The organism is Actinacidiphila glaucinigra (assembly GCF_900188405.1).
GTDB classification, from domain to species: domain Bacteria; phylum Actinomycetota; class Actinomycetes; order Streptomycetales; family Streptomycetaceae; genus Actinacidiphila; species Actinacidiphila glaucinigra.
In genome coordinates this window covers 315,544-337,505 of record NZ_FZOF01000001.1, presented here as the reverse complement: position 1 = coordinate 337,505, position 21,962 = coordinate 315,544, and the positions used below count along the sequence as shown (strand labels likewise).

Sequence of the window (21,962 nt, the reverse complement as noted above, 5' to 3'; positions counted from 1 at the left end):
ATGTCTGTCCTGGTTCCCGGCAAGCTCTCCCCCACCCGTTCCGTGCCCGCCTCGATCCCGCGTCCGGAGTACGTGGGCAGGCCGGCCCCGCGGCCGTACGACGGCCCGGAGGTGCAGTCGGCGGAGACGATCGAGAAGATGCGGATCGCCTCGCGGATCGCCGCACAGGCCATGGAGGAGGCGGCGAAGGCCATCGCGCCCGGTGTCGCCACCGACGAGCTGGACCGGATCGCCCACGAGTACATGTGCGACCACCAGGCCTACCCCTCGGACCTCGGGTACCGGGGCTTCCCCAAGTCGCTGTGCTCCTCCGTCAACGAGGTCATCTGCCACGGCATCCCCGACTCCACCGAGCTGCGCGACGGCGACATCGTCAACCTGGATGTCACCGCCTACATCCACGGAGTGCACGGCGATACCAACGCCACCTACTTCGTCGGTGAAGTCGCAGAGGAATCAAGGCTGTTGGTGGAACGCACCCGGGAATCCCTGAATCGCGCCATCAAAGCGGTGAAGCCGGGACGGCAGATCAATGTGATCGGCCGGGTCATCGAGTCCTATGCCAAACGGTTCGACTACGGCGTCGTGCGCGACTTCACGGGCCACGGGATCAACACCGCCTTCCACTCCGGCCTGATCGTCCCGCATTACGACGACCCGCGCGCCACCACGATCATGAAGCCCGGGATGACCTTCACCATCGAGCCGATGCTGACCCTGGGCACGCACGAGTACGAGATCTGGGACGACGGCTGGACGGTCGTCACAAAGGACCGCAAGCGCACCGCGCAGTTCGAGCACACCCTTGTGGTGACGGACACAGGCGCGGAGGTGCTGACGCTCCCTTGACCTTTCCATTGCCTTTCCTTTGCGAAAAGGATGAATAGCCGCGGGGCGCCTCGGATAGGTTAGGCAAGCCTTTCACAGGAAAGGCTTGCCTAAGCCGCTGTCCCTGAGCCGCCTGGAGATCGCATGTCCGCCGTCCGCATGTCCGCAGTAGCCGCCGCCGGCATGGTGGTCGCCGTCACCGCCGTCACCGGGTGCGCGGAGAAGGCGGACGGCAAGGCCTCCGACGCGATCACGGTGACCGCGACGGACAGCACGTGCGAGGTCTCCAGGACCACCTTCCCGGCCGGTCACATCCGGTTGGCCGTGGAGAACAAGGGCTCGAAGGTCACCGAGGTCTACGTCTACACGCCCAGCGACCAGATCGTGACCGAGCGGGAGAACATCGGCCCCGGCACCAAGGCCACCATCACCGCTGAGATCAAGGCCGGTACGTACCAGATCGCCTGCAAGCCCGGCATGAAGGGCGACGGCATCCGCCAGAAGATAACCGTCACCGGCAAGGGCGCCGCCAAGGGCGACGCGCGTCTGGACGCCGCGGTGGCCGCGTACCGCACCTACGTCCAGGAGCAGGCCGACCAGACCGTCCCGGTGGTCCAGCAGTTCGCCGACGCCGTCAAGGCGGGCGACGTGGAGAAGGCCAAGTCGCTCTTCGCGCCCTCCCGAGTCGGCTGGGAGCGCACCGAGCCGGTGGCGGAGTCCTTCGGCGACATCGACCCGCTGACCGACACCCGCGAGGACGGCCTGGAGGACGGCCAGAAGTGGACCGGCTGGCACCGGCTGGAGAAGTCCCTGTGGCAGGACAAGAAGGCCGGGCCGGAGGAGGGCGCCCTCGCCGACCAGCTGGTCTCCGACCTGAAGGACTGGCAGACCCGCGTCGGCAAGGCCGACATCACGGCCACCAGCATGGCCAACGGCGCCAAGGAGCTGCTGGACGAGGTCGCCACCGGCAAGATCACCGGTGAGGAGGACCGCTACTCCCACACCGACCTGTCGGACTTCGACGCCAACGTCGAGGGCGCGCTGAAGGCGTACGAGCTGCTGAAGCCGGTCGCCGCCGAGAACGACGCCGCGCTCACCGCCGAGCTGGACAAGCAGTTCCCGGCCCTGACGACGCTGCTCGACAAGTACCGCAAGAGCGGCGGCTCGACGGAGTTCGTGTCCTACGACACCGTCGGCAAGGACCAGCGCAAGGAGCTCTCGGACGCGGTCAACGCGCTCGCCGAGCCGCTGTCGAAGCTCGCCGCGGCCGTCGCCAAGTAACCCGAGGGGGCATCGGACCATGTCCGAGGAGACCGTCACGTCGCGTCGCAAGGTGCTCGGCTGGACCGGTGCGGGCGTCGTCGTCGCGGCCACCGCCGCCGGCGGCGCCGTGGCCGCTGTCCGCTCCGGGGACGACGTGCAGCCCGCGGGCGCCGCGGGCGCCGCCGTCGCCTTCCACGGGGCGAACCAGGCCGGCATCACGACCCCGGTCCAGGACCGGCTCCACTTCGCGTCCTTCGACGTCAAGACCGAGGACCGCGAGGAGCTCGTCGCGCTCCTGAAGGAATGGACCGACGCCGCCCGGAAGATGACGCAGGGCCGGCCGGTCGGCGAGGGCGCGGTCGGCGGCCTCGCCGAGGCCCCGCCGGACGACACCGGCGAGGCGCTGGGCCTGCCGTCCTCGCGGCTCACCCTCACCATCGGCTTCGGCCCCTCGCTGTTCACCACGAAGGACGGCGGGGACCGCTTCGGCCTGAAGGCGCACCGGCCCGAGGCGCTGGTGGACCTGCCCAAGTTCCCCGGCGACGCCCTCGACCCGAACCGCAGCGGCGGCGACCTGTGCATCCAGGCCTGCGCGGACGACCCGCAGGTGGCGGTGCACGCCATCCGCAACCTGGCCCGGATCGGCTTCGGCAAGGTCGCGATGCGCTGGTCGCAGCTCGGCTTCGGCAAGACCTCCTCGACCACGCCCGAGGAGCAGACCCCGCGCAACCTGATGGGCTTCAAGGACGGCACGCACAACGTCGCGGGTTCCGACCGGGCCGCGCAGGACAAGCACGTGTGGGTGTCCGCGAAGGACGGCCCCTCCTGGATGGCCGGCGGCTCGTACCTGGTCGCCCGCCGCATCCGGATGCACATCGAGACCTGGGACCGCACCCCCCTGCGGGAGCAGGAGGAGATCTTCGGCCGGACGAAGGGCGAGGGCGCCCCGATCGGCAGGCAGCGCGAGCACGACGCCCCGGACTTCAAGGCGATGCTCCCGGACGCGCACGTCCGGCTGGCGCACCCGGACAACAGCGGTGTGACGATCCTGCGCCGCGGCTACTCCTTCACGGACGGCACCGACGGCCTGGGCCGCCTGGACGCCGGGCTGTTCTTCATCGCGTACCAGCGCGACGTCCGGGACGGCTTCGTGCCGCTGCAGATGCGGCTGGCGAAGCTCGACTCGCTCAACGAGTACATCCAGCACGTGGGTTCGGCCGTCTACGCCGTACCGCCGGGCGTCCGCGACGAGGACGACTGGTGGGGCCGCGAGCTCTTCCAGAACCACTGAGAGGAAGTGACCGGCGGTGTTCGCCAATTACCTGATCGGGCTCCGGGAGGGCCTGGAGGCCAGCCTGGTCGTCTGCATCCTGGTCGCGTACCTGGTGAAGACCGGTCGCAGGGACAAGCTGCCGCCGGTCTGGCTGGGCGTCGGCTCCGCGGTCCTGGTGAGCATGGCCTTCGGCGCCGCCCTGCAGTTCGGCTCCTCCGAGCTCACCTTCACGGCGCAGGAGGCGCTGGGCGGTTCGCTGTCGATCGTCGCGGTCGGCCTGGTGACGTGGATGGTCTTCTGGATGCGGCGCACCGCGCGGCACCTGAAGGCCGAGCTCCACGGAAAGCTGGACGCCGCGATCGCCATGGGCACCGGCGCGCTGGTCGTCACCTCCTTCCTCGCCGTGGGCCGTGAGGGGCTGGAGACCTCGCTGTTCATCTGGACCGCGGTGCAGGCCACCGACGACGGCGTGCGCCCGCTGGTCGGCGCGGTGCTGGGGCTGCTGACCTCGGCGGTGCTGGGCTGGCTGTTCTACCGGGGCGCGCTGCGCATCAACCTCGCCAAGTTCTTCACCTGGACCGGCGCGATGCTGGTCGTGGTCGCGGCGGGCGTGCTCGCGTACGGCTTCCACGACCTGCAGGAGGCCGCCTGGCTGCCGGGGCTGAAGCCACAGGCCTTCGACATCAGCGACGTGGTCCCGGCCGACTCCTGGTACGGGACGCTGCTGAAGGGCGTGTTCAACTTCCAGCCCGACCCGACCTGGCTGCAGGTCACGGTCTGGGCGCTGTATCTCGCGCCCACGATGTTCCTCTTCCTCCGCCCCGGTAGGGTTGCCGCGCCGGCCGTGAAGCCGTCCGCCGCAGCCCCGAAGGAGCCCACGTCCGATGACCCGCAGGCCGCGATTCCTGCCGGCGCTCGCGCTGTTGACGCTGACGGCGGCGCCACTGACCGGGTGCGTGACGGTGCACGGGGAACGGGCGCTCATCCCGTCGGTGACGAAGGCTGAGGCCGCCAAGGCGCTGGACCGCTTCACCGAGGTCAACAACGAGGCGAACAAGAACCTCGACGCGAAGCTGATCGCCACCGTCGAGTCCGGCCCCCTCGGCGCCGTCGACGGGGCCGGTCTGCGCGCCCGGAACACCGTCGCCCCCGGCGGCAACCCCGACTTCAAGGCGCTGGGCCTCGGCGACCCGCGCTTTCTGATACCCCGCCAGGTGGGCTGGCCCAAGTGGTTCGTGGCCGACGTCGCGCCGGAACTGGGCGAATCGGGCTCCGGCACGAACCGCTGGCTGATGGTCTTCGAGCGGGGCGGTGCCCGCGAGGCGTGGCGGGTGTCGTACGTCGCCTCCGTCCGGGCCTCCGCCGTCCCGGAGTTCACCCGTGACGCGCAGGGGTACGTGCAGCCGGTGGCGGCCGAGGGCTCCGGGCTGGTGGTGGACCCCGGCGAGCTGGGCGGCGCCTACACCGGATACCTGGCCGAGGGCGACGCGAAGGACGCGTCCGTGTTCGCCCCGGGGTCGTCCACCTCGGAGCTGGTCAGCAGCCGGGCGAAGACCGCCCGTACCGCCCAGTCGGCCACCCAGTACGCCGACCAGCCCGCCACGGAGGGGGACTTCGCGCCGCTCGGGCTGCGCACCAAGGACGGCGGAGCGCTGGTCTTCTTCGCCACGCACCACACGGCGAAGATCACCATGCTGCGGCCGGGCGTCACACCGCAGGTCGACACGTACACCAGGGCGCTGATGACCGGCACCCCGAAGAAGTCGGTCACGCTGGGCCGGATCGCCCGGCAGACCGTGCTCGTCCCGGCGAAGAAGGACGGCGGCGGTCAGGTCGTCTTCCTCACCCGCACCGTGGGCCTGGTCGCCGCGCGCGGGGAGTGACCCGCGGGGGCCGCCCGGCCCGAGCCGGTGCGGCGCGGGTCAGTGCAGCCAGCGCGGGTCAGTGCAGCCAGCCCACCGTCTCCGGCTCGGGCTCGACCTGGGCGCAGGCGTCGGTCAGCACCCCGAGCAGCGGCAGCGGATCGGGCAGCGCCCGGTCCGGGCCGTGACCGGGGAGCCATGCGACGACGGCGCCGGAGGGCAGGCGCGAGGGCGGGAGCAGCACGTAGCTGGCGCGGCAGTGCCAGCGCAGGCCAGGGTGCTCGTCGAGGGTCTCGGGATGGCAGTCCAGCTCGCACGGCCACCACTCGTCCTCGTCGGCCGTGGCGCGGGTGGCGGTGAAGAACAGCATCCGCCCGTCGGAGACCGCGACGGGCCCGCCCTCGGAGCCCTCAGCGGCCAGCCGCTCCAGGGCGATCCGGCCCGCCTCGGCGGGTACGTCCAGGACGTCGTGGGCGATGCCGGTGGCGGTGATGAAGTTGGCCAGCGGGTGCGTGCGCAGCCAGCGCCTGAGCTGTTCCGGGTCGGTGGTGGCCTGGGTCTGCCAGGCGAAGGAGACGGGGTGCGTGCCCGGGGTGGGACAGCCGATCCGGTCGCAGGAACATCGGTAGCCGGAGACGGGCGAGGGATGGGCGGCCGGCGCGAGGGGCAGGCCCGCGTCCGCGGCCTCCAGCAGGAGCTCGTCCCGGCGCAGGTCGTCCCCGTTCCGGCCACCGGCGGCCGCACGGACCGCGGCCCCGTCCACTCCGGCACCGCGCTCCCCCGTCTTGCGGCGCAGCCAGTCGGACAGCCTGCCCTTGGTGACCATCGAGCCCCTTTCCTCGCCCCGTGAACCCTTGCTCCACCCTACGTAACGAGGGAAAGGCCGTAAGCGGAATCCACGGATGGTTGAAACCATCCTGCTCCCCGTGCGCATTCCGCTCGTACGCGGGGTCCCCCTGGCGGAGGAACCCGTTGACGGTTGACGCGGCCTTCCATATCGGGGCAAAGAGCATCGAGCCTCCGATGAGGGACTTTGCGGATATCGGGGAATGTTTTTCTCGTCGCCACTGCTCGCGGCACCCGGGGCGGCGACCGGCGAGGGCCGCGGCCTGGTGACCACCGTCACCCGCGGCGCGACGCGCCGACCACCCCGGAAGGCGGATCCGCGCTAGCCTGGTTTCCGACAGGTTGTCGGCAACCCGTCGGCTCGGGGTCCCCGAGTCGCGACGATCCTGCAGGCCCGACGCAGGAGGCTCCCTTGACGCCAGCCCACCGCTCCGCGACCGCACCGTTCTCGGCCGTCATCCGTTCCGCCAGCCACGACCGGCACACCGAGGCGGAGACCTCGACGTTCATCGGCGACCTGCTCGGCGGCCGCCTGGGGGTCGCCGCGTACGCGCGTTACACCGAGCAGCTCTGGTTCGTCTACCGGGCGCTGGAGGACGCCGCCGCGGAACTCGCCGGCGACCCCGTGGCCGGCCCCTTCCTCCGTCCCGAACTGCTGCGCGTCGCCGCCCTGGAACGCGACCTGGACCACCTGCTCGCCCCCGGCTGGCGCGACCGCGCCGCCCCGCTGCCCGAGACCCTCGGCTACACCGGGCGCATCGCCGAGACCGCCCGCGCGTGGCCGGCGGGCTACGTCGCCCACCACTACACCCGCTACCTCGGCGATCTCTCGGGCGGCCAGGTCATCCGCGGCATCGCGGAGCGGACCTGGGGCTTCGCCCGCAAGGGCGACGGCGTGCGCTTCTACGTCTTCGACGCGATCGGCAACCCCGCGGCGTTCAAGCGCGAGTACCGGAGCCTGCTGGACGCCCTGCCGGTCGACGAGCTCGAGAAGCAGCGCGTCGTGGACGAGTGCCGGCGGGCCTTCGCCCACAACTCGGCCGTCTTCGCCGCGCTCGGCCGCGAGTTCCCCCTGACGGCCTGACGGATCGGTGCCGCGCGTCAGCCGAGGGGGACGGTCCAGCCGGAGGGGTCGACTCCGCCCGGGACGGGGGCCGCGGGGTCGTAGGGGGTGCGGGTGAGGACGAAGGAGCCGAGGTCGAGGTGGCTGACGGCGCCGTCGTCCGTACGGACGGCACGGAGGGTCTCGCCGTCGTAGTAGCCGTCCAGGCCGGTCCAGCCGCCGTCCGGCCGGGCGCGGAAGCGGGCGCCGCGGGCGGTGCCGGACAGGGCCGTCAGCTCCAGGTCGCGGCCGGTGCGCACGCGCAGCACGTACGGGGCGGTGCCCCAGTACCAGTGGCCGGTGAGGGCGAGCAGTTCCGGGTCGGGGTCGGAGACGGGCCGCCAGGGCTCGGGGATGCGGGGCTCGCGTTCGGCGACGAGGCCCAGCAGGTCGGCGGCGATCGAGGTGGTCGGGGCGCCGGTGGTGGAGTTGGCGAGGACGACCGCGCCGAGGCCCTCGTCGACGTCGCACCACAGCCCGGCCACGAAACCGGGCATGGAGCCTCCGTGGCCGACCAGCACCCGGTCGCCCGGGCCCTTCAGCAGCTGTACGCCGAGGCCCTGGTCGCCGCCCGGCGCGGCCGGCCGGCGCATCTCCTCCAGCGTCGCGGGCGCCAGCACGCGCTCGTCGCCCGCGGCGAGGAAGGCGGCCCAGCGGCACAGGTCGTCGGCGGTCGCCCACAGTTCGCCCGCGGGGGACATCAGCCCGGTGTCCTGCACGGCCTCGGCCATCATCAGCTCGGCGTACGGGTGGACGGCCCAGCCGCCGGCGTGCGGGGCGCGCGGGCGGCGCGTCGTACGGGTCATCCCCAGCGGTTCGAGGACCTCGGAGGTCAGCACCTCGTCCCAGGGCGCGCCGTCGTGGAGGGCCTCGACGACGGCGCCGAGCAGGGCGAACCCGGGGTTGGAGTAGTGGTGGCGTTCGCCGGCGGGGTGCAGCCTCGGCCTCTCGCCGAGGAGGTCGGCCGTCTCGGGGCGCAGCGCCCCGGGCGTGCGCTCCCACCAGGGGCCGGGAGTCTCGGCGGCCAGTCCCGCGGTGTGCGTGAGGAGTTGGCGCACGGTGACCCCGTCGGCGGGGGTGCCGCCGATGTGCTTCTCGACGGCGTCGTCCAGCCCGAGGCGCCCCGCGTCGCGCAGTCGCATCACCAGGACGGCCACGAAGGTCTTGGTGATGGAGCCGATCCGGTACTGGGTGTCCCCGTCCGGTGCGTGCCCGTCCACGCAGGAGCGCGCCCCGGTCCACACGGCCCGGCCGTCGCGGACGACGGCCGCCACGAGGGAGGGGGTGCGGCTGCGGGACTGGGCGACCGCGACGCGGTGCAGCAGGGCCCGGCGGGTGTCGGGGAGCAGGTCGTCGTCGGGCTCGGTCTGCGGTGTCGGCATGCGCTCACCCTAGAGGTCGCCCCGGACGGGGTGCGGGGCGCACGGCACCTGCCATCCCGTACCCGCGGTCGCCCTCGGCCCGGGCCGTGTCGTCGAACGAACTCCGCCGGCCACCGCTGGGAAGTGTCCCCACCGCCCGAACGGCGGGCCCGACGACTCCCCCGGCTTCGCTGGGAGGTGCCCCCCCGTGCGGTGCATCGCAAGGCCGAGAATCGTCCTCGCAGGGGGCCCTCGGACGATCCGACAACTCCCCCGGGCCGAAGGCTGGGCAAGGCATGTGACGACATCGCGTGGGCGCGGGCCTGGCGATACCGGCCGCGGTCGGGGAGGGGCGGGCGTCGGCCCCGAGCCCTCCGCCGCCCCGGCGCAGGAGGCGGACCTCGCCGCGGCCCGGTCGCGGGCGTCAGCCGGTGAGGAGCACGCCGGCGTAGGAGACGGTGGCGATGAGGGTCCAGGAGATGAGGCCGACGGCGGCCACGCGCGGCCCGGTCCGCGCCAGGGCGGGCAGGTGCACCATGCTCCCGAGCCCCACCATGGCCATGGCCAGCAGCAGTTGCTGCAGCTGCTGCGCGCCGTCGAGCACGCCGGCCGGCAGGACTCCGGTGCTGCGCACCGCGATCATGACGAGGAAGCCGACGACGAACAGCGGCAGCAGCGGGGTACGCCGGGCGGAGGCCGCGGCGTCCGGCCCCGCGGCTCCCGAGATCGCGCGCCGCCGGCGCACCGAGTAGGCGACCGCCGCGACCAGGGGCGCCAGGAGCGCGACGCGCATCAGCTTGACGAGCACCGCCTCGCCGAGCGCCGCGGGGCCCGCGGTCTGCGCCGTGGCGACGACCTGCCCGACGTCGTGCACGCCGGCCCCGGCCCAGCGGCCGAACTGGACGTCGTCCAGACCGAGCGGGTGGTGCAGCAGCGGCAGCACGCCGATGGCGAGGGTGCCGCAGAGCGTGACCAGGGCGACGGACGCGGCCACGTCCTCCTCGTCGCTGCCGGTGACCTGGCTCACCGCGCCGATGGCGGAGGCACCGCAGATGGAGTAGCCGGTGGCGATGAGCAGGGGCTGGTCGCCGCGCAGTCCCATGCGGCGGCCGAGCCAGACGGTGCCCCAGAAGGTGGCGGCCACGACGCAGACCACCATGCCGGCCGTGGCCCAGCCGAGGCCGAGCACGTCGTCCAGGCCGAGCTGCAGTCCCAGGACGACGATGCCGACCCGCATCAGCCGTTTCCCGGCGAAGGTCAGCCCGGGCCGGGCCCCGCCGCGCAGGACCGTGCGCAGGCCCGGCAGGTTGGCGGCGGCGATGCCGAGGACGACGGCGCCGGTGGGCACCGGCACGACGGGCAGCAGCAGGTGCAGCGCGGTCGCCAGGGCGGCACCGGCGGCGGCCACCAGCAGGCCGGGCAGGACGGCCGCCGCGGCCTGGCGGCGGCCCGCACCGGCTCCGGCGGGGGGCGCGGCGGGGCGGGCGTCCGGCGTCGCCCCGCGGGGGGCGGTCGCGGGGGTCCGCGTAGGGGTGCGGAGGTTCACCGTTCGCCGACCGGCAGCCGGTAGACACGCCGCACGCTGGACCCCAGGCGGGAGATGTCGGCCCCGTAGATGTGCAGCGATATCGCCTTGCCGGGGCCGCCGTTCCACACCTCGTGGATGTCACCGGGCGGCGCGAATCCGCAGACCTCGCCCTGGGCGTTGACGACGTCCTGGGTGGGGACGAGCCGGGAGCCGGCCCCGTCGGGGACCAGCCGGTAGCGGCGCTCGTGCTCCCGGCCCTGGTGCACGCCCGTGACGCACCACGAGACGTGGTCGTGGATGGACGTCCGCTGCCCCGGCAGCCAGACCAGGGCGACGACGGAGAAGCTGCCGTCCTCCTCGGCGTGCAGGACGTGCTGGCGGTAGCGGTCCGGGTCGCCCTCGGTGTGCCGCCCGGCCAGCAGGTCGGGGGCGCCGAGGTGCGGCGCGAGCCGTTCGCCCACCAGGTGGGCCGTGGGGCCGGGCGCCAGGCCGCGGCCGACCGCCTCCCGCACCTCGTCGACGAGGCGGGCCAGCCTGGCGGTGGGCGCGGAGAGCACCGGAACGGTCGCGGAGGTCATGCCCGCAGCGTCCGTGCGCGCGGGCCCGCGCGTCCACTGACAGTTCCTTCACCCCGCTGTGCCCCTCCTTATGGATGGGGTCCGGGTCAGCAGCCGCTGCGCCGCTCGGCGACCGTCCGGAGCGCGTCGAGCACCAGGGCCGCGGCCGGGATCCGCAGGTGGTCGCGCGGCACGTACGCCGCGACCCGGCGGCGGGAGACGGGGTCCAGCGGCCGGCCCGTGACCCGGTCCAGCCGCATGAAGGACAGCACCAGCCCGGGCATCATCGCGACCCCCAGCCCCTCGGCGACCAGCGACTGCACCACGAGGTTGTCGTCGGTGGCGAAGGCGATGTCGGGGGCGAAGCCCAGCTCGGCGCACTCGTGGAGGAAATTGACCCGGCAGCGCATGCAGCCGGCGATCCAGCGTTCGCCGGCCAGGTCGCCGAGCCGGACCGAACGGGACCTCGCCAGCCGGTGCCCGGCCGGCATCAGGACCATGAGCTGGTCCTCCAGCAGCGGGATCTCGACCAGGTCGTCCGGCACGGCCTCGTGCAGCCCCGGGTAGGTGAAGGCGAGGGTGATGTCGCACTCGCCGCGGGTGACCCGCTCCAGCGAGTCGGGAGGTTCGTCCCCCAGCAGCTCGACCCGTATGCCGGGGTGCTCGGCCGCGAGCAGGGCGAGCGCCTCGGGGATCAGGGTGGCGTTGGCGCTGGGGAAGGCGCACAGCCTCACCCGGCCGGTCTCCAGCCGGGTCACCGCGCCTATCTGCTCCCAGGCCACGGACATGCTGTCCAGGATGGTCTCGGCGTGCCGGGCCAGCGCCTCGCCCGCCTCGGTCAGCCGCATGCGCCGCCCGACGCGGACGAAGAGCGCGGTGCCCACCGAGCGCTCCAGCGCCTTCATCTGCTGGGTGACGGCGGGCTGCGTGTAGCCCAGCGCCACGGCCGCGGCCGAGTAGGAGCCGGCCGTCACCACGGTGTGGAACGTCTTGATGTGCCTGGAATCGAACACGCATGAATCATAAGAGGAACTTGGGGTGACCCGGCACAGGGCCTCCTGGTGCTTCTGGGACCACTGCGCCGGGGGGTGTTTGCGTCCGCAATCCGGTGCGCGGTGTCCGCTGTGGGTCCACCATGTCACTACGGCCTCAACCACACCGCGAGGAGCCTTCATTGAGCGCAGCGCGAACCGCCTCGTACCGCCGGTATCTGATGTGTCCTCCCACGTACTTCCGCGTCACGTACTCCATCAATCCCTGGATGGACCCCACGAAACCGGTCGACCCCGCGCTCGCCCTGCTGCAGTGGGAGGACCTGCGCGACCGCTACCGCTCGCTGGGGCACACCGTCGAGATCCTGCAGCCGCTCCCCGGCCTGCCGGACATGGTCTTCGCCGCCAACGGCGCCACGGTGGTCGACGGCCGGGTCTTCGGCGCCCGCTTCGCCAACCCCGAGCGGGCCGCGGAGGCTCCCGCGCACCGCGAGTGGTTCCTGAACCGCGGCTACGGCGAGGTGCACGACCCGCACCACGTCAACGAGGGCGAGGGGGACTTCGCCGTCACCGAGAGCTGGCTGCTGGCCGGGAAGGGCTTCCGCAGCAGCCCGCTGTCACACTCCGAGCTCCAGGAGTTCTTCGGCCGCCCCGTCATCGGCCTGGAGCTCACGGACCCGCACTTCTACCACCTCGACACCGCGCTGTGCGTGCTCTCCGGGGACGAGATCATGTACTACCCGGACGCCTTCTCCCCCGGCAGCCGCGCGGTGCTGCGCCGGCTCTTCCCCGACGCGCTGACCGCCACCCGTCAGGACGCCGCGGCCTTCGGGCTCAACTGCGTCAGCGACGGCCTGAACGTCCTGGTCCCCTCCGGGGCCACCGGGCTGCTGCGGCGGCTGCGCGAGCGCGGCTACGAGCCGGTGCCGGTGGACATGTCCGAACTGCACAAGGCCGGCGGCAGCGTGAAGTGCTGCACCATGGAGCTGCGCGACTGAGCGTGATACGAAGGGGCGCATGTCGCAGCAGCTGCCCCTCCGCACCTCGTACGACGTCGTGATCGTCGGCGGCGGCCACAACGGCCTGGTCGCCGCCGCGTACCTGGCCCGCGCGGGCCGCTCCGTGCTGCTGCTGGAGCGGCTGCCGGGCACCGGCGGCGCCGCCGTCTCCACGCGGGCGTTCACCGGTCTGGACGCACGGCTGTCCCGGTACTCGTACCTGGTGAGCCTGCTGCCCCGGAAGATCGTCGACGACCTGGGGCTGCGGTTCGCCGTGCGGCGGCGGCGCATCTCCTCGTACACCCCGCACGGCGACGGCGGGCTCCTCGTCGACGCCGAGTCGCCGTCCGCGACCCGCGAGAGCTTCGTCCGGCTGACCGGCTCCGACCGCGACTTCGAGGCCTGGCAGCGCTTCTACGGCATGACGCAGCGGGTCGCCGAGCGCGTCTTCCCGACGCTGACCGGGCCGCTGCCCTCCCGGGCCGAGCTGGAGCGGACGGTGGCCGATCCGGAGGCCTGGTCGGCGCTGTTCGAACGGCCGCTGGGCGAGACCGTCGAGTCCGTCTTCGAGGACGACGTGGTGCGCGGCGTGGTGCTGACCGACGCCCTGATCGGCACCTTCAGCCACGCCCACGACCCCTCCCTGCTGCAGAACCGCTGCTTCCTCTACCACGTCATCGGCGGCGGCACGGGTGACTGGGACGTGCCCGTCGGCGGCATGGGCGCCCTCACCGACGCCCTGGCGGACGCGGCGCGGTCGGCCGGGGCGGAGATCGTGACCGGCACCGAGGTCACGGCCGTCGAGACCGACGGCACCCGGGCCGAGGTGTCCTTCGAGGGCGGCCTGGTGGGCGCGGGCCACGTGCTGGTCAACGCCTCCCCGTACGCGCTGGCCGGGCTGCTGAGCGAACCCGCCCCGCGGAAACCGGAGGGCGCCCAGCTCAAGGTGAACATGCTGCTGCGGCGGCTGCCGCGGCTGCGCGACACCGCGGTGGACCCGCGCGACGCCTTCGCCGGCACCTTCCACATCGCCGAGTCGTACACCCAGCTGGACCGGGCCTACCGCGAGGCGGCCGAGGGCACGGTGCCCACGGCGCCGCCTTCCGAGATCTACTGCCACTCGCTGACCGACCCCTCGATCCTCTCCCCCGAGCTGGCCGCCCAGGGCGTGCACACCCTCACCCTCTTCGGCCTGCACGCCCCGGCGCGGCTCTTCGCGGACGACCCCGCGCAGGCGAAGGAGTCCCTGCTCAAGGCAACCCTGGCGCAGCTGGACGCGGTGCTCGCGGAGCCGCTGGCGGACTGCCTGGCGGTGGACGCGGACGGGCGGCCGTGCATCGAGGCGAAGTCCCCGCTCGACCTGGAGCGGGAGGTCGGCCTGCCCGGCGGGCACATCTTCCACCGGGACCTGGCGTTCCCGTACGCGGAGTCGGGCGGCGGCGCCTGGGGCGTGGGGACCGGGCACGCGAACGTGCTGCTGTGCGGGGCGGGCGCGGTGCGCGGCGGCGGGGTCAGCGGCGTCCCGGGCCACAACGCGGCCATGGCGGTGCTGGGCGCCTGACGCCGGGCGCTACTCCTGCTCGGCCTCGGGCGGCCAGGCGTCGCCCCACGCGACGTCGCGGGCCGCGCGGTACAGCGGCCCCTGCCGCTTGGTCACGGTGTCGCGGCGCAGGCCGTCCTCGACCGTGCACAGGTCGATGAGGACCTGCCCCTTGCGGATCTGCGGGTGCCGGACGACCCGGTCCGGTGCGCCGGCCCGTGCCGCGGGGAAGCGGGCGGCGGCGACGTAGCTGAACTTCTCGTCCTCGTACGGCAGCGAGCCCCCCTTGACCTGCCGGTGCAGCGAGGTCCGGGCGACCCGCGCCGCGAAGTGGCACCAGTCCGGGGCCTGCACCGGGCAGGTGCCGTCGTGCGGGCAGGGGGCGAGGACGTGGAAGCCGTCCGCGACGAGCCTCTCGCGCGCCGCGAGGACCCGCGCGTAGCCGTCGGGCGTGCCCGGCTCGACGACGAGCACGGCGCCGCGCGCCGCCCTGGCGGCCTCGGCGACGACCGCGTCGCGGTCGGGGCCCGTGAGCTCGCCGATGACGTACGACAGCGTGACCAGGTCCGCCTCGGGCAGCCGGGCGCCGCTGCCCAGCGGTGTCTTCTGCCAGCGCGCGTCCCGCACCGCCGCGTACTCGGAGTCCGCGGCCAGTTCGCGGCCGAGCGAGAGCGCCGCGTCCGACCAGTCGAGCACGGTGCTGGTGTGCGTCCCGTCCTCCCAGGCGTCGGCGACCGCCCAGGTCGCGGCGCCGGTCCCGCCGCCCACGTCCAGATGGCTCGCCGGCGCCCACTCCCCCGCCCGGGCCCGGAACTCAGCGAGCGCCGCGCCGACCGCGGCGTGCGTGGCCGGCATGCGGTACGCCGCGTAGGCGGCGACGTCGGAGCGGTCGCGCAGGATCGGGGTGCTGCTGGGCGTACGCCCGCGGTAGGTGGCGATCAGCCGGTCGACGGCCTGGGTGGCGCGGCCCGGCGGGAGCCCGTCGAGGAGTCCGGCGAGGGCGGATTGCAGAGAGTACACAAAGGTCAAGGGTAAGGCTCGCCGGGACGCGGACCGGGCCGCTCGGCGGCACCGCCTGCGCCTCCACGGCCGCGGCTGACGGGCCGAGCCCGGGCTTGGCGACCGTTCGGGCAGGCGGGACGGGGCTTCGAGCCGCGTTCGGCTGTCCCGCCGTCTCGCGCCCTGCGGGCGCACAGATGCGGGCTGCGGACGGGGAGGGTGCGCGCGGGCCTTCTCGGCGGTGTGCGGGTCGGTGGTCGGCGGGGGTTCAGGCGCCGGAGCGGGCGGGCTTTACGGCGGCCGGGGTCTCGTCGCCGTCCGCGGGTATGGATGGCCGGTTGCCACGCCCACCCTTGGTGGGTGGCGCGCCCGCCGCGACCCGCGTCTGCGGGTGCTTCCCCCGCGGGCCTTTCCGAGATCGGGCTCTGCTCCGCCGAACATGTCGGCGAAAGCGGGCCCGATCTTCCTCCGCTCCAAGATCGGGCTCTGTTTCGCCACCTATATCGGCGAAAGGGAGCCCGATGTCCCCTCGACAGCACCTCGAAGCAACCGCGGCCGCCGGTTACGGCGGGCGCGCCCACCACCACGAGTGGGCGTGGAAGCGGTTGTCTCTACCCGCGGACGGCGACGAGACCCCAGCCACCGTCAACGCACCCCGCTCCGGCGCCTGAACCCCGCCCCGCACCCACCCGCAGACCGCGGCGAAGGCCCGCGCGCACCCCTCCCCCTCCGCAGCCCGCCGCTGTGCGCCCGGAGGGCGCGAGACGGTGGGACAGCCGCACGACAAGGTGTGGCATCCGGCGCCCGGCGCCCGGGCACTCCGGAAGCCAGGCCCTAGGCTCAGCCGCCATGACCTCGTCGGATGATCAATCGGATGACGTGCGCCGTGACTTCGGCCGGTTGTGGGGCGCCTACACGGTGAGTGCGGCGGGGAGCGCGATCGGCGCCGGGGCCCTGCCGCTGGTCGCCGTCCTGGCGCTGGAGGTCACGACCTTCCAGGTCTCCCTCCTCGCGGCGCTGTCCGCGCTCGCGGCCGCCGCCATCACCCTCCCCCTGGGCGGCCGCGTGGAGCACCGCCGCAAGCGCCCCGTGATGATCGCCGCCGATCTGCTCCGCTGCCTCGCGCTGCTCAGCGTCCCGGTGGCGGCGGCGCTCGGCGTGCTCACCTTCGCCCAACTGTGCCTGGTGGGCATCGTCCAGGCGGCCGCGGCCATGATGTTCGGCGCGGCGAGCACCGCGCACCTCAAGGGCCTCGTCCCGCCGGGCGACCGCCTCCGGGCGGCCTCCCGGTTCGAGACCACGAACTGGCTCAGTCTGAGCGCGGGCCCGCCGCTCGGCGGGCTGCTGGTGACCGCCTTCGGGGCGACGGTCACGCTGGCCGTGGACGCGTTCTCCTTCCTGCTGTCCGCGCTGGGTGTCCGCCTGATCCGCCGGCCCGAGCCGGAACCCCCGGCGCGGGCCGGGTCGCCCGGCCGCGGCCGGGACCTCCTGGCCGGCTGGGCCTACGTCCTGGGGCACCGGGGCCTGCGGCCGCTCTTCTGGAACGCCATGCTCTTCGGCGGAGCCATCATGATGGGCAGTCCGCTGCTGACCGTCCTGATGCTCCGCGAACTGCACTTCACCCCCTGGCAGTACGGTCTGGCGCTCGGGCTGCCCTGCCTCGGCGGCGCCCTGGGTGCCCGGCTCACCGCCCCGCTCACCCGCCGGCTCGGCCCGCACCGGGTGCTGCTCCTGTTCGGGGTGCTGCGCACACCCTGGCTCCTGCTGCTCGCCTGGGCGCCGGCCGGCGCTCTCGGGCCCGTCGTCATGATCACCGCCGACACCTTCCTACTGCTGGCCGCCGGGGTCTTCAACCCGTCCTTCACCACGTACCGCATGGCCGCGACGGACGACGGCGTCATGACCCGGGTGGTCACCGCGTGGTCGGTGGGCTCCAAGACGGCCCAGCCCCTGTCCATGCTGGTCGGCGGAGCCGTCGCCGCCGTGGGGGGTGTCCGTGTGGCGATCCTCGTCGCGGGGGTGCTGTGCGTGGCCAGCGCTCTGCTCCTGCCCTGGCGTGCACTGCCGTCAGCGGCCGGCGGCGCCGGGCGGGCGGGGGCACGGGAGGAGAACGAGCCCACGGGAAAACCCGCCTCGGCGTGAGTGTCCTCGCTCCGCGGGCATGGCCCCGGGGCGGCGGTCCGTGCCAGGGTGGGGCGCATGCTTCCCATCACCGTGTGCAGGGAGGACGGGCGGCGGCACGTCCGGGTCTCCGTGGGCGAACTGGCGGAACTGGTGGGCGGGATCGGGGCCGGCGGTGATCTGTTCCTGGTCGTCCAGCGGATACCGGACCTGCCGAACCACTTCCTGCAGGTGTGGCACATGGCCGGGGACGACTACTACCAGCTGGAGCACCGCGACGGCGGGCACGACCGTCACCACGTGGTGTTCGTGGACACCCCGGATCCCGTGGCGGACGTCGTGGCCGCGATGGCCGGCTGGGCCCGCGGCGAGGAGGGGTGGGGTGACGGGCTCGCCTGGGAGCGCTTGAAACTCCGGGCCCCCAAACGGGTCCGCCCGCTGAAGCTCGACGACCACGAGCGGGCGCGCCTGGAGGGGCGGGTCCGCGAACTGCTGGTCGGCGGGTACGCCACCCGGGCTCAACTGGTGGAGGCCGCCGAGCGGTTCCCCGTCTCCGGGTGGCGGCGAAGGGTCTCCCCCGAGCAGGCGTGGGAACTCGTCGACCGGATGTGGCTGGAGCGCCTGGCGGAGCAGGCCCGCTGGGAGGGCGAGACCGACCCGGAGCGGCTCACCGGCGCGTTCGCGGCGCTGGAGCGGGCGGGCATCACGGCGCGGGAGGACTTCGCCGCCACCGGATCGCCCCGTGACTCCGGGATCCGCGCGGTGGGCGCGCCGGACGCCCGGGGATTCGTCTACTTCCACTCCGGGTGCACGGACTCGGCGGCCGCCGGACGCGGACTGCCCCTCTTCTACGGGGGCTTCGACGGCTCGTCCGGGACGACCACGGCGATCGGCCGGGAGGTCGTCGCCGCGCTCGCGGCGGCCGGGCTGCCGTCGGAGTGGGACGGGGACCCGGACGACGTCATCACGGTGACCCCTATGGACTGGCGCAAGCGGCTGGTCGGCTAGACCGGGCGGGCGCCCTGGGCCGAGGTCCGCGGGGCGTCCGCCGTACCGTGCCAGGAGCGCCACAGCGCGGCGTAGGCGCCGCCGGCGGCCACCAGGTCGTGGTGGGTGCCGAGTTCGGTGACCACCCCGCGGTCCATCACGGCCACGCGGTCCGCGTCGTGGGCGGTCTGCAGCCGGTGGGCGATGGCGATGACCGTGCGGCCGCGCAGCACGCCGGCGAGGGCGCGCTCGGTGCTGCGCGCCGTCGTCGGGTCGAGCAGGGCGGTGGCCTCGTCCAGGACCAGGGTGTGGGGATCGGCCAGGACGACCCGGGCCAGGGCGAGTTGCTGCGCCTGGGCGCCGCCGAGGGAGTGGGCGCCGGCGCCGAGTGCGGTGTCGAGACCGTCGGGCAGGTCGTCGGCCCAGGCCGCGTCGACGGCGGCGAGCGCCGCGCGCAGCTCGGTGTCGGCGGCGGCCGGCGCGGCGATGAGGAGGTTGTCGCGGAGCGTGCCGTGGAAGACGTGGTGCTCCTGGGTGACCAGGACGACCTGGCGGCGCAGTTCGTCCGGGGCGAGGTCGGCGACCGGCACGCCGCCGACGGTGACCGCCCCGCTGCGGGGGCGGTCGACGCCCGCGAGCAGCCGCCCCAGGGTGGACTTGCCGGCCCCGGACGGGCCGACCACGGCGAGCCGTTCCCCGGGCCGTACGTCCAGGTCGACGCCGTGCAGCACGTCGCCGCCGTGGCCGTACGCGTACCGGACGTCCGTGACCTCGATGCGGCCGCCGGCGGGCACGGCCGTGGTGGGCGGCCCGGCCGCGGGGACCATCGCCAGGCCCTCGACGCGTGCGTACGACGCGGCGCTGCCCTGCAGGTGCTCGACCCACAGCAGCAGGTTGTCCAGCGGCCCGGCCAGCTGCCGCAGGTAGATCGCCGAGGCGATCACGGTGCCGAGGGACACGGCGCCCCGCTGGTGCAGGGCGCCGCCGGCCAGCAGCACGCACACGACCGGCAGCGTGTAGGAGACGTCCACGGCCGGGAAGAGCACCGTGCGCAGCCGGAGCGTGCGCAGCCGGGTGCGGCGGGCCTCCTCGATGGCCGTCTCGGCCTTCGCGACGCGGCGTGCCTGCAGACCGAGCGCCTCGACGGTGCGGGCCCCTGCCGCCGTGGCCGACAGTTCCTCGGCGAGCGCCGAGTTGGCCCCGCCCTCGGCGAGGTAGGCGGCGCGGGCCCGGCGCAGGTACCAGCGCAGGGCGACCCCCATCACCGCCATGCCGGCCGACCCGCACAGCCCGAGCAGCGGGTCGAGCAGGACGACGGCGCCGACGACGAACAGCACCTGCACGCAGGAGACGAGGACCTCGGGCACCGCGTCGCGCAGCGTGACCGCGACGGCGGTGACGTCGGTGGTGCCGCGTGCGGCCAGGTCGCCGGTGGGGACCCGCTCGACGGTGGCGGCGGGCAGCGCGAGGGTGCGGTCGAGGAAGCGTTCGCGGATCCGGGCCGCGGTGCGCTCGCCGAAGCGGGCGCCCGCCCTGAGCGCCTGCCGGGACAGCAGGATCTGCAGCACCGTGCAGGCGGCGATGGCGAGCGCCAGCCGGTCCACGGAGGCGAGGGCGGCCCGGCCGGGCGCGTCCTTGACGGTGTCGACGATCGCGCCGAGCAGCCGCGGCCCGGCGAGGCCGGCGGCCGCGGCCAGCGCGTTGAGGACGAGCACGCCGATGAAAGCGCGGCGGTCGGCGCGGAGTTCGCCCAGGGCCGCACGGCGGACCCGCGCACGGTCGGCGACCGGCAGTACGTCCGCCATCACCCCGCCACCTCGCCCGCGCCCCGCGCCACCAGCGCCCGGTAGCCGGCCTCGTCGCGCAGCAGGTCGTGATGCGCGCCGGTGGCGGCCGCCTTGCCGTCGACGAGGAACACGACGACGTCGGCCTGTTCGAGCACGAGCGGGGACGTCGTGGTGACCAGGGTCGTGCGGCCCCGCCGTGCGGCGCGGAGCCCGGCGGCCATCGCGACCTCGGTGTGGGCGTCGACGGCGGAGGTGGGTTCGACGGCGAGCAGGGTGTCCGGGGCGGCGTGCAGGGCGCGGGCGAGCCGCAGGCGCTGGCGCTGGCCGCCGGAGAGGTCGCGGCCCTGCGCGGCGACGGCGGAACCGAGGCCGTCGGGCAGGGCGTCGACGACGTCGCCCGCCGCGGCGGCACGTACGGCCGCGCGGATCGCGTCGTCGGCGGGCTCGTGGCGTCCGGCGACGACCTCGCGGACGGTGCCGGCGAAGAGGTCGGCCTCGTTGTCCGCGACGAGGACCCGGTCGCGGAGCGGCCCGACGGGGAGGGCGTCCAGCCGGACGTCGCCCCAGGTCGCGTCGGAGGGGGCGAAGCGGCCGAGCCGGTCGACGACGGCGACGGCGTCCTCGGGGCGGGTGGCGGCGAGCGCGGTCAGCAGTCCGGGGCGGACCTCGACGCCGGAGCCGGGGTCGCGCAGGACGGCGGGTGCGCCGGGGACGGGGGCGGGGGCGGGGGCGGGGGCCCGTTCGGGGTCGTCGGCGTGCTCGGGCCGCAGGGCGAGGAAGCGGGTGACCCGCCGGGCGGCGACGGTGGCCCGGGCCAGGTCGGCGCCGCCCTCGATGAAGGACGCCACCGGGACGACCAGCACGGCGACGTAGCCGTAGACGGCGACGAGGTCGCCGACGCTGATCGTGCCCTCCGCGGCCATCCGCGCCGCCAGCCAGGTCACGACCGCGAGGAAGAGCGCGGGAAGCCCGTTGCCGAGGGCGCCGACCCAGCTGGTCACGGCGCCGACCCGGTAGCCCTGTTCGCGCAGCGCCGCGGAGTCGGCGCCGTAGCGCACGGCGTACGCCTCCTTGCCGCCGAGGCCGCCCAGTACCCGCAGTCCGGTCACCACGTCGACCAACCGAGCGGTCAGCGCGCCCTGTTGCTCGCGGTAGCCGGCGCCGACGCCCTGCAGCCGGCGCAGCAGCGGCCCGACGGTGCCGGCCAGCAGCGGCACTCCGGCCAGCACCACGGCGGCGAGCAGCGGGGATATGGACAGCAGGAGCACCGCGACCGCCACGTACGCGACGACGGCGCCGAGCCCGGGTCCGGTCACGGTGAGCGACTGGGCGATGGCCTGCACGTCGCTCATGCCGATGGCGACGACCTCGCCCGCGGTGACCCGGCGCGGCAGGGTGGCGCCGAGGCGCGTCGCGTGCGCCACGGTGACCCGGACGGTGCGGAAGGAGGCGTCCATCCGGACCTTGGTCATGGTCCGGTGCCGGGCGATGCCGAGCCACGCCGTGACCGCGCCGCCGGCGAGGAGCGCCGCGGACCACCCGGCGAGGGCGCCGCGGTCGTCGGCGCGCAGGCCGTCGTCGACGGCGCGTGAGAGCAGGTAGGGCGACAGGGCCAGGCTCGCCATCCATGTGCTGCCCAGCAGCGCGCCGAGGGCCACGCGGCGGCGCTGGCTGACGACCAGCCACCACAGGAACCGGACCGGACTGCCGATGTCCCTGGCGGTGGGAGCAGTGTGACTGCCTGGCATGGCCACACCATACTGACCCGGTCCGTCCGCTCTGTCACCCTCCCCCCACCCGTCCCGGAACGAGCGGTTCCGACAGCGCGCGCCCGTATACGAAAGGGCGGCGGGCACCGCCCTCGGGCGGGGGGCGCGCGAACCGCCCGCCGGAGCGTGTCAGGAGCGCGGACAGGGCG

General features: G+C 74.2%; 19 protein-coding genes. 11 read left to right on the top strand and 8 right to left on the bottom strand.

The genetic code is table 11. From position 1 onward, the window contains the following. From map to CHF15_RS46675, 5 genes are all read left to right on the top strand, one after another. Entirely contained in the window at positions 1–849 is an 849-nt protein-coding gene (gene map / locus CHF15_RS01570) for a type I methionyl aminopeptidase (protein ID WP_089221743.1), read from the top strand. A gap of 123 nt (positions 850–972) precedes the next feature. Continuing rightward, the gene (gene efeO, locus CHF15_RS01565) at positions 973–2,109 is read left to right on the top strand and encodes an iron uptake system protein EfeO (protein WP_089221742.1); all 1,137 of its coding nucleotides are present in this window, start codon (positions 973–975) and stop codon (positions 2,107–2,109) included. A 19-nt stretch (positions 2,110–2,128) separates the two neighbouring features. Next, positions 2,129–3,382, top strand: a complete 1,254-nt coding sequence (efeB, locus tag CHF15_RS01560) for an iron uptake transporter deferrochelatase/peroxidase subunit (protein WP_089221741.1) — start codon at positions 2,129–2,131, stop codon at positions 3,380–3,382. A 16-nt stretch (positions 3,383–3,398) separates the two neighbouring features. After that, a complete protein-coding gene (efeU, locus tag CHF15_RS01555; RefSeq protein WP_089221740.1) occupies positions 3,399–4,370 on the top strand; it encodes an iron uptake transporter permease EfeU in 972 nt (323 codons plus the stop codon). Continuing rightward, positions 4,288–5,247: a hypothetical protein gene (locus CHF15_RS46675; RefSeq protein ID WP_375819207.1), complete on the top strand. Its 960-nt coding sequence runs from the start codon at positions 4,288–4,290 to the stop codon at positions 5,245–5,247. The genes efeU and CHF15_RS46675 overlap by 83 nt, the downstream gene beginning before the upstream one ends. A 58-nt stretch (positions 5,248–5,305) precedes the next feature. On the opposite strand, the gene CHF15_RS01545 is transcribed toward CHF15_RS46675, so the two are convergent. After that, complete coding sequence (locus CHF15_RS01545; RefSeq protein WP_089221738.1) at positions 5,306–6,052, bottom strand: bifunctional DNA primase/polymerase; 747 nt, start codon at positions 6,050–6,052, stop codon at positions 5,306–5,308. A gap of 432 nt (positions 6,053–6,484) precedes the next feature. Here CHF15_RS01545 and CHF15_RS01540 point away from each other — a divergent pair, with 432 nt between their 5' ends. Further along, positions 6,485–7,156, top strand: a complete 672-nt coding sequence (locus tag CHF15_RS01540) for a biliverdin-producing heme oxygenase (RefSeq protein WP_089221737.1) — start codon at positions 6,485–6,487, stop codon at positions 7,154–7,156. A gap of 17 nt (positions 7,157–7,173) precedes the next feature. On the opposite strand, the gene CHF15_RS01535 is transcribed toward CHF15_RS01540, so the two are convergent. The 4 genes from CHF15_RS01535 to CHF15_RS01520 form a co-directional block, all read right to left on the bottom strand. Continuing rightward, positions 7,174–8,556 carry a serine hydrolase domain-containing protein gene (locus tag CHF15_RS01535; RefSeq protein ID WP_089221736.1) on the bottom strand — a complete coding sequence of 461 codons (1,383 nt, stop codon included), beginning with the start codon at positions 8,554–8,556 and terminating at the stop codon, positions 7,174–7,176. 403 nt (positions 8,557–8,959) lie between these two features. Next, positions 8,960–10,081 (bottom strand): YeiH family protein, encoded by a 1,122-nt coding sequence (locus CHF15_RS01530; RefSeq protein WP_089221735.1) that lies wholly within the window; start codon positions 10,079–10,081, stop codon positions 8,960–8,962. Then, a complete protein-coding gene (locus tag CHF15_RS01525; protein ID WP_089221734.1) occupies positions 10,078–10,641 on the bottom strand; it encodes a cysteine dioxygenase family protein in 564 nt (187 codons plus the stop codon). The genes CHF15_RS01530 and CHF15_RS01525 overlap by 4 nt, the downstream gene beginning before the upstream one ends. Positions 10,642–10,727: 86 nt before the next feature. After that, positions 10,728–11,633 carry a LysR substrate-binding domain-containing protein gene (locus CHF15_RS01520; RefSeq protein WP_089221733.1) on the bottom strand — a complete coding sequence of 302 codons (906 nt, stop codon included), beginning with the start codon at positions 11,631–11,633 and terminating at the stop codon, positions 10,728–10,730. Between the two features lie 122 nt (positions 11,634–11,755). Here CHF15_RS01520 and ddaH point away from each other — a divergent pair, with 122 nt between their 5' ends. Both ddaH and CHF15_RS01510 read left to right on the top strand, forming a co-directional pair. After that, positions 11,756–12,610 (top strand): dimethylargininase, encoded by an 855-nt coding sequence (ddaH, locus tag CHF15_RS01515; protein ID WP_179279611.1) that lies wholly within the window; start codon positions 11,756–11,758, stop codon positions 12,608–12,610. Between the two features lie 19 nt (positions 12,611–12,629). Then, positions 12,630–14,171 carry a phytoene desaturase family protein gene (locus CHF15_RS01510; protein ID WP_245938618.1) on the top strand — a complete coding sequence of 514 codons (1,542 nt, stop codon included), beginning with the start codon at positions 12,630–12,632 and terminating at the stop codon, positions 14,169–14,171. 9 nt (positions 14,172–14,180) lie between these two features. Here the strand turns inward: CHF15_RS01510 and CHF15_RS01505 are convergent, their stop codons facing one another. Continuing rightward, entirely contained in the window at positions 14,181–15,170 is a 990-nt protein-coding gene (locus tag CHF15_RS01505) for a small ribosomal subunit Rsm22 family protein (protein ID WP_089221731.1), read from the bottom strand. 500 nt (positions 15,171–15,670) lie between these two features. Here CHF15_RS01505 and CHF15_RS44680 point away from each other — a divergent pair, with 500 nt between their 5' ends. The 3 genes from CHF15_RS44680 to CHF15_RS01495 all read left to right on the top strand — a co-directional run bounded on the left by CHF15_RS44680 (position 15,671) and on the right by CHF15_RS01495 (position 18,278). Then, a complete protein-coding gene (locus CHF15_RS44680; protein ID WP_179279610.1) occupies positions 15,671–15,820 on the top strand; it encodes a hypothetical protein in 150 nt (49 codons plus the stop codon). A gap of 178 nt (positions 15,821–15,998) precedes the next feature. After that, complete coding sequence (locus CHF15_RS01500) at positions 15,999–17,291, top strand: MFS transporter (RefSeq protein ID WP_089221730.1); 1,293 nt, start codon at positions 15,999–16,001, stop codon at positions 17,289–17,291. 57 nt (positions 17,292–17,348) lie between these two features. After that, positions 17,349–18,278 carry a DUF6891 domain-containing protein gene (locus tag CHF15_RS01495; RefSeq protein ID WP_089221729.1) on the top strand — a complete coding sequence of 310 codons (930 nt, stop codon included), beginning with the start codon at positions 17,349–17,351 and terminating at the stop codon, positions 18,276–18,278. Here the strand turns inward: CHF15_RS01495 and CHF15_RS01490 are convergent. Beyond that, complete coding sequence (locus tag CHF15_RS01490) at positions 18,275–20,062, bottom strand: ABC transporter ATP-binding protein (RefSeq protein ID WP_089221728.1); 1,788 nt, start codon at positions 20,060–20,062, stop codon at positions 18,275–18,277. The two genes, CHF15_RS01495 and CHF15_RS01490, sit on opposite strands and share 4 nt — an antisense overlap. Continuing rightward, positions 20,062–21,792 carry an ABC transporter transmembrane domain-containing protein gene (locus CHF15_RS01485; protein WP_089222163.1) on the bottom strand — a complete coding sequence of 577 codons (1,731 nt, stop codon included), beginning with the start codon at positions 21,790–21,792 and terminating at the stop codon, positions 20,062–20,064. Before CHF15_RS01485 ends, CHF15_RS01490 begins: the two co-directional genes overlap by 1 nt. Positions 21,793–21,962 lie beyond the last annotated feature (170 nt).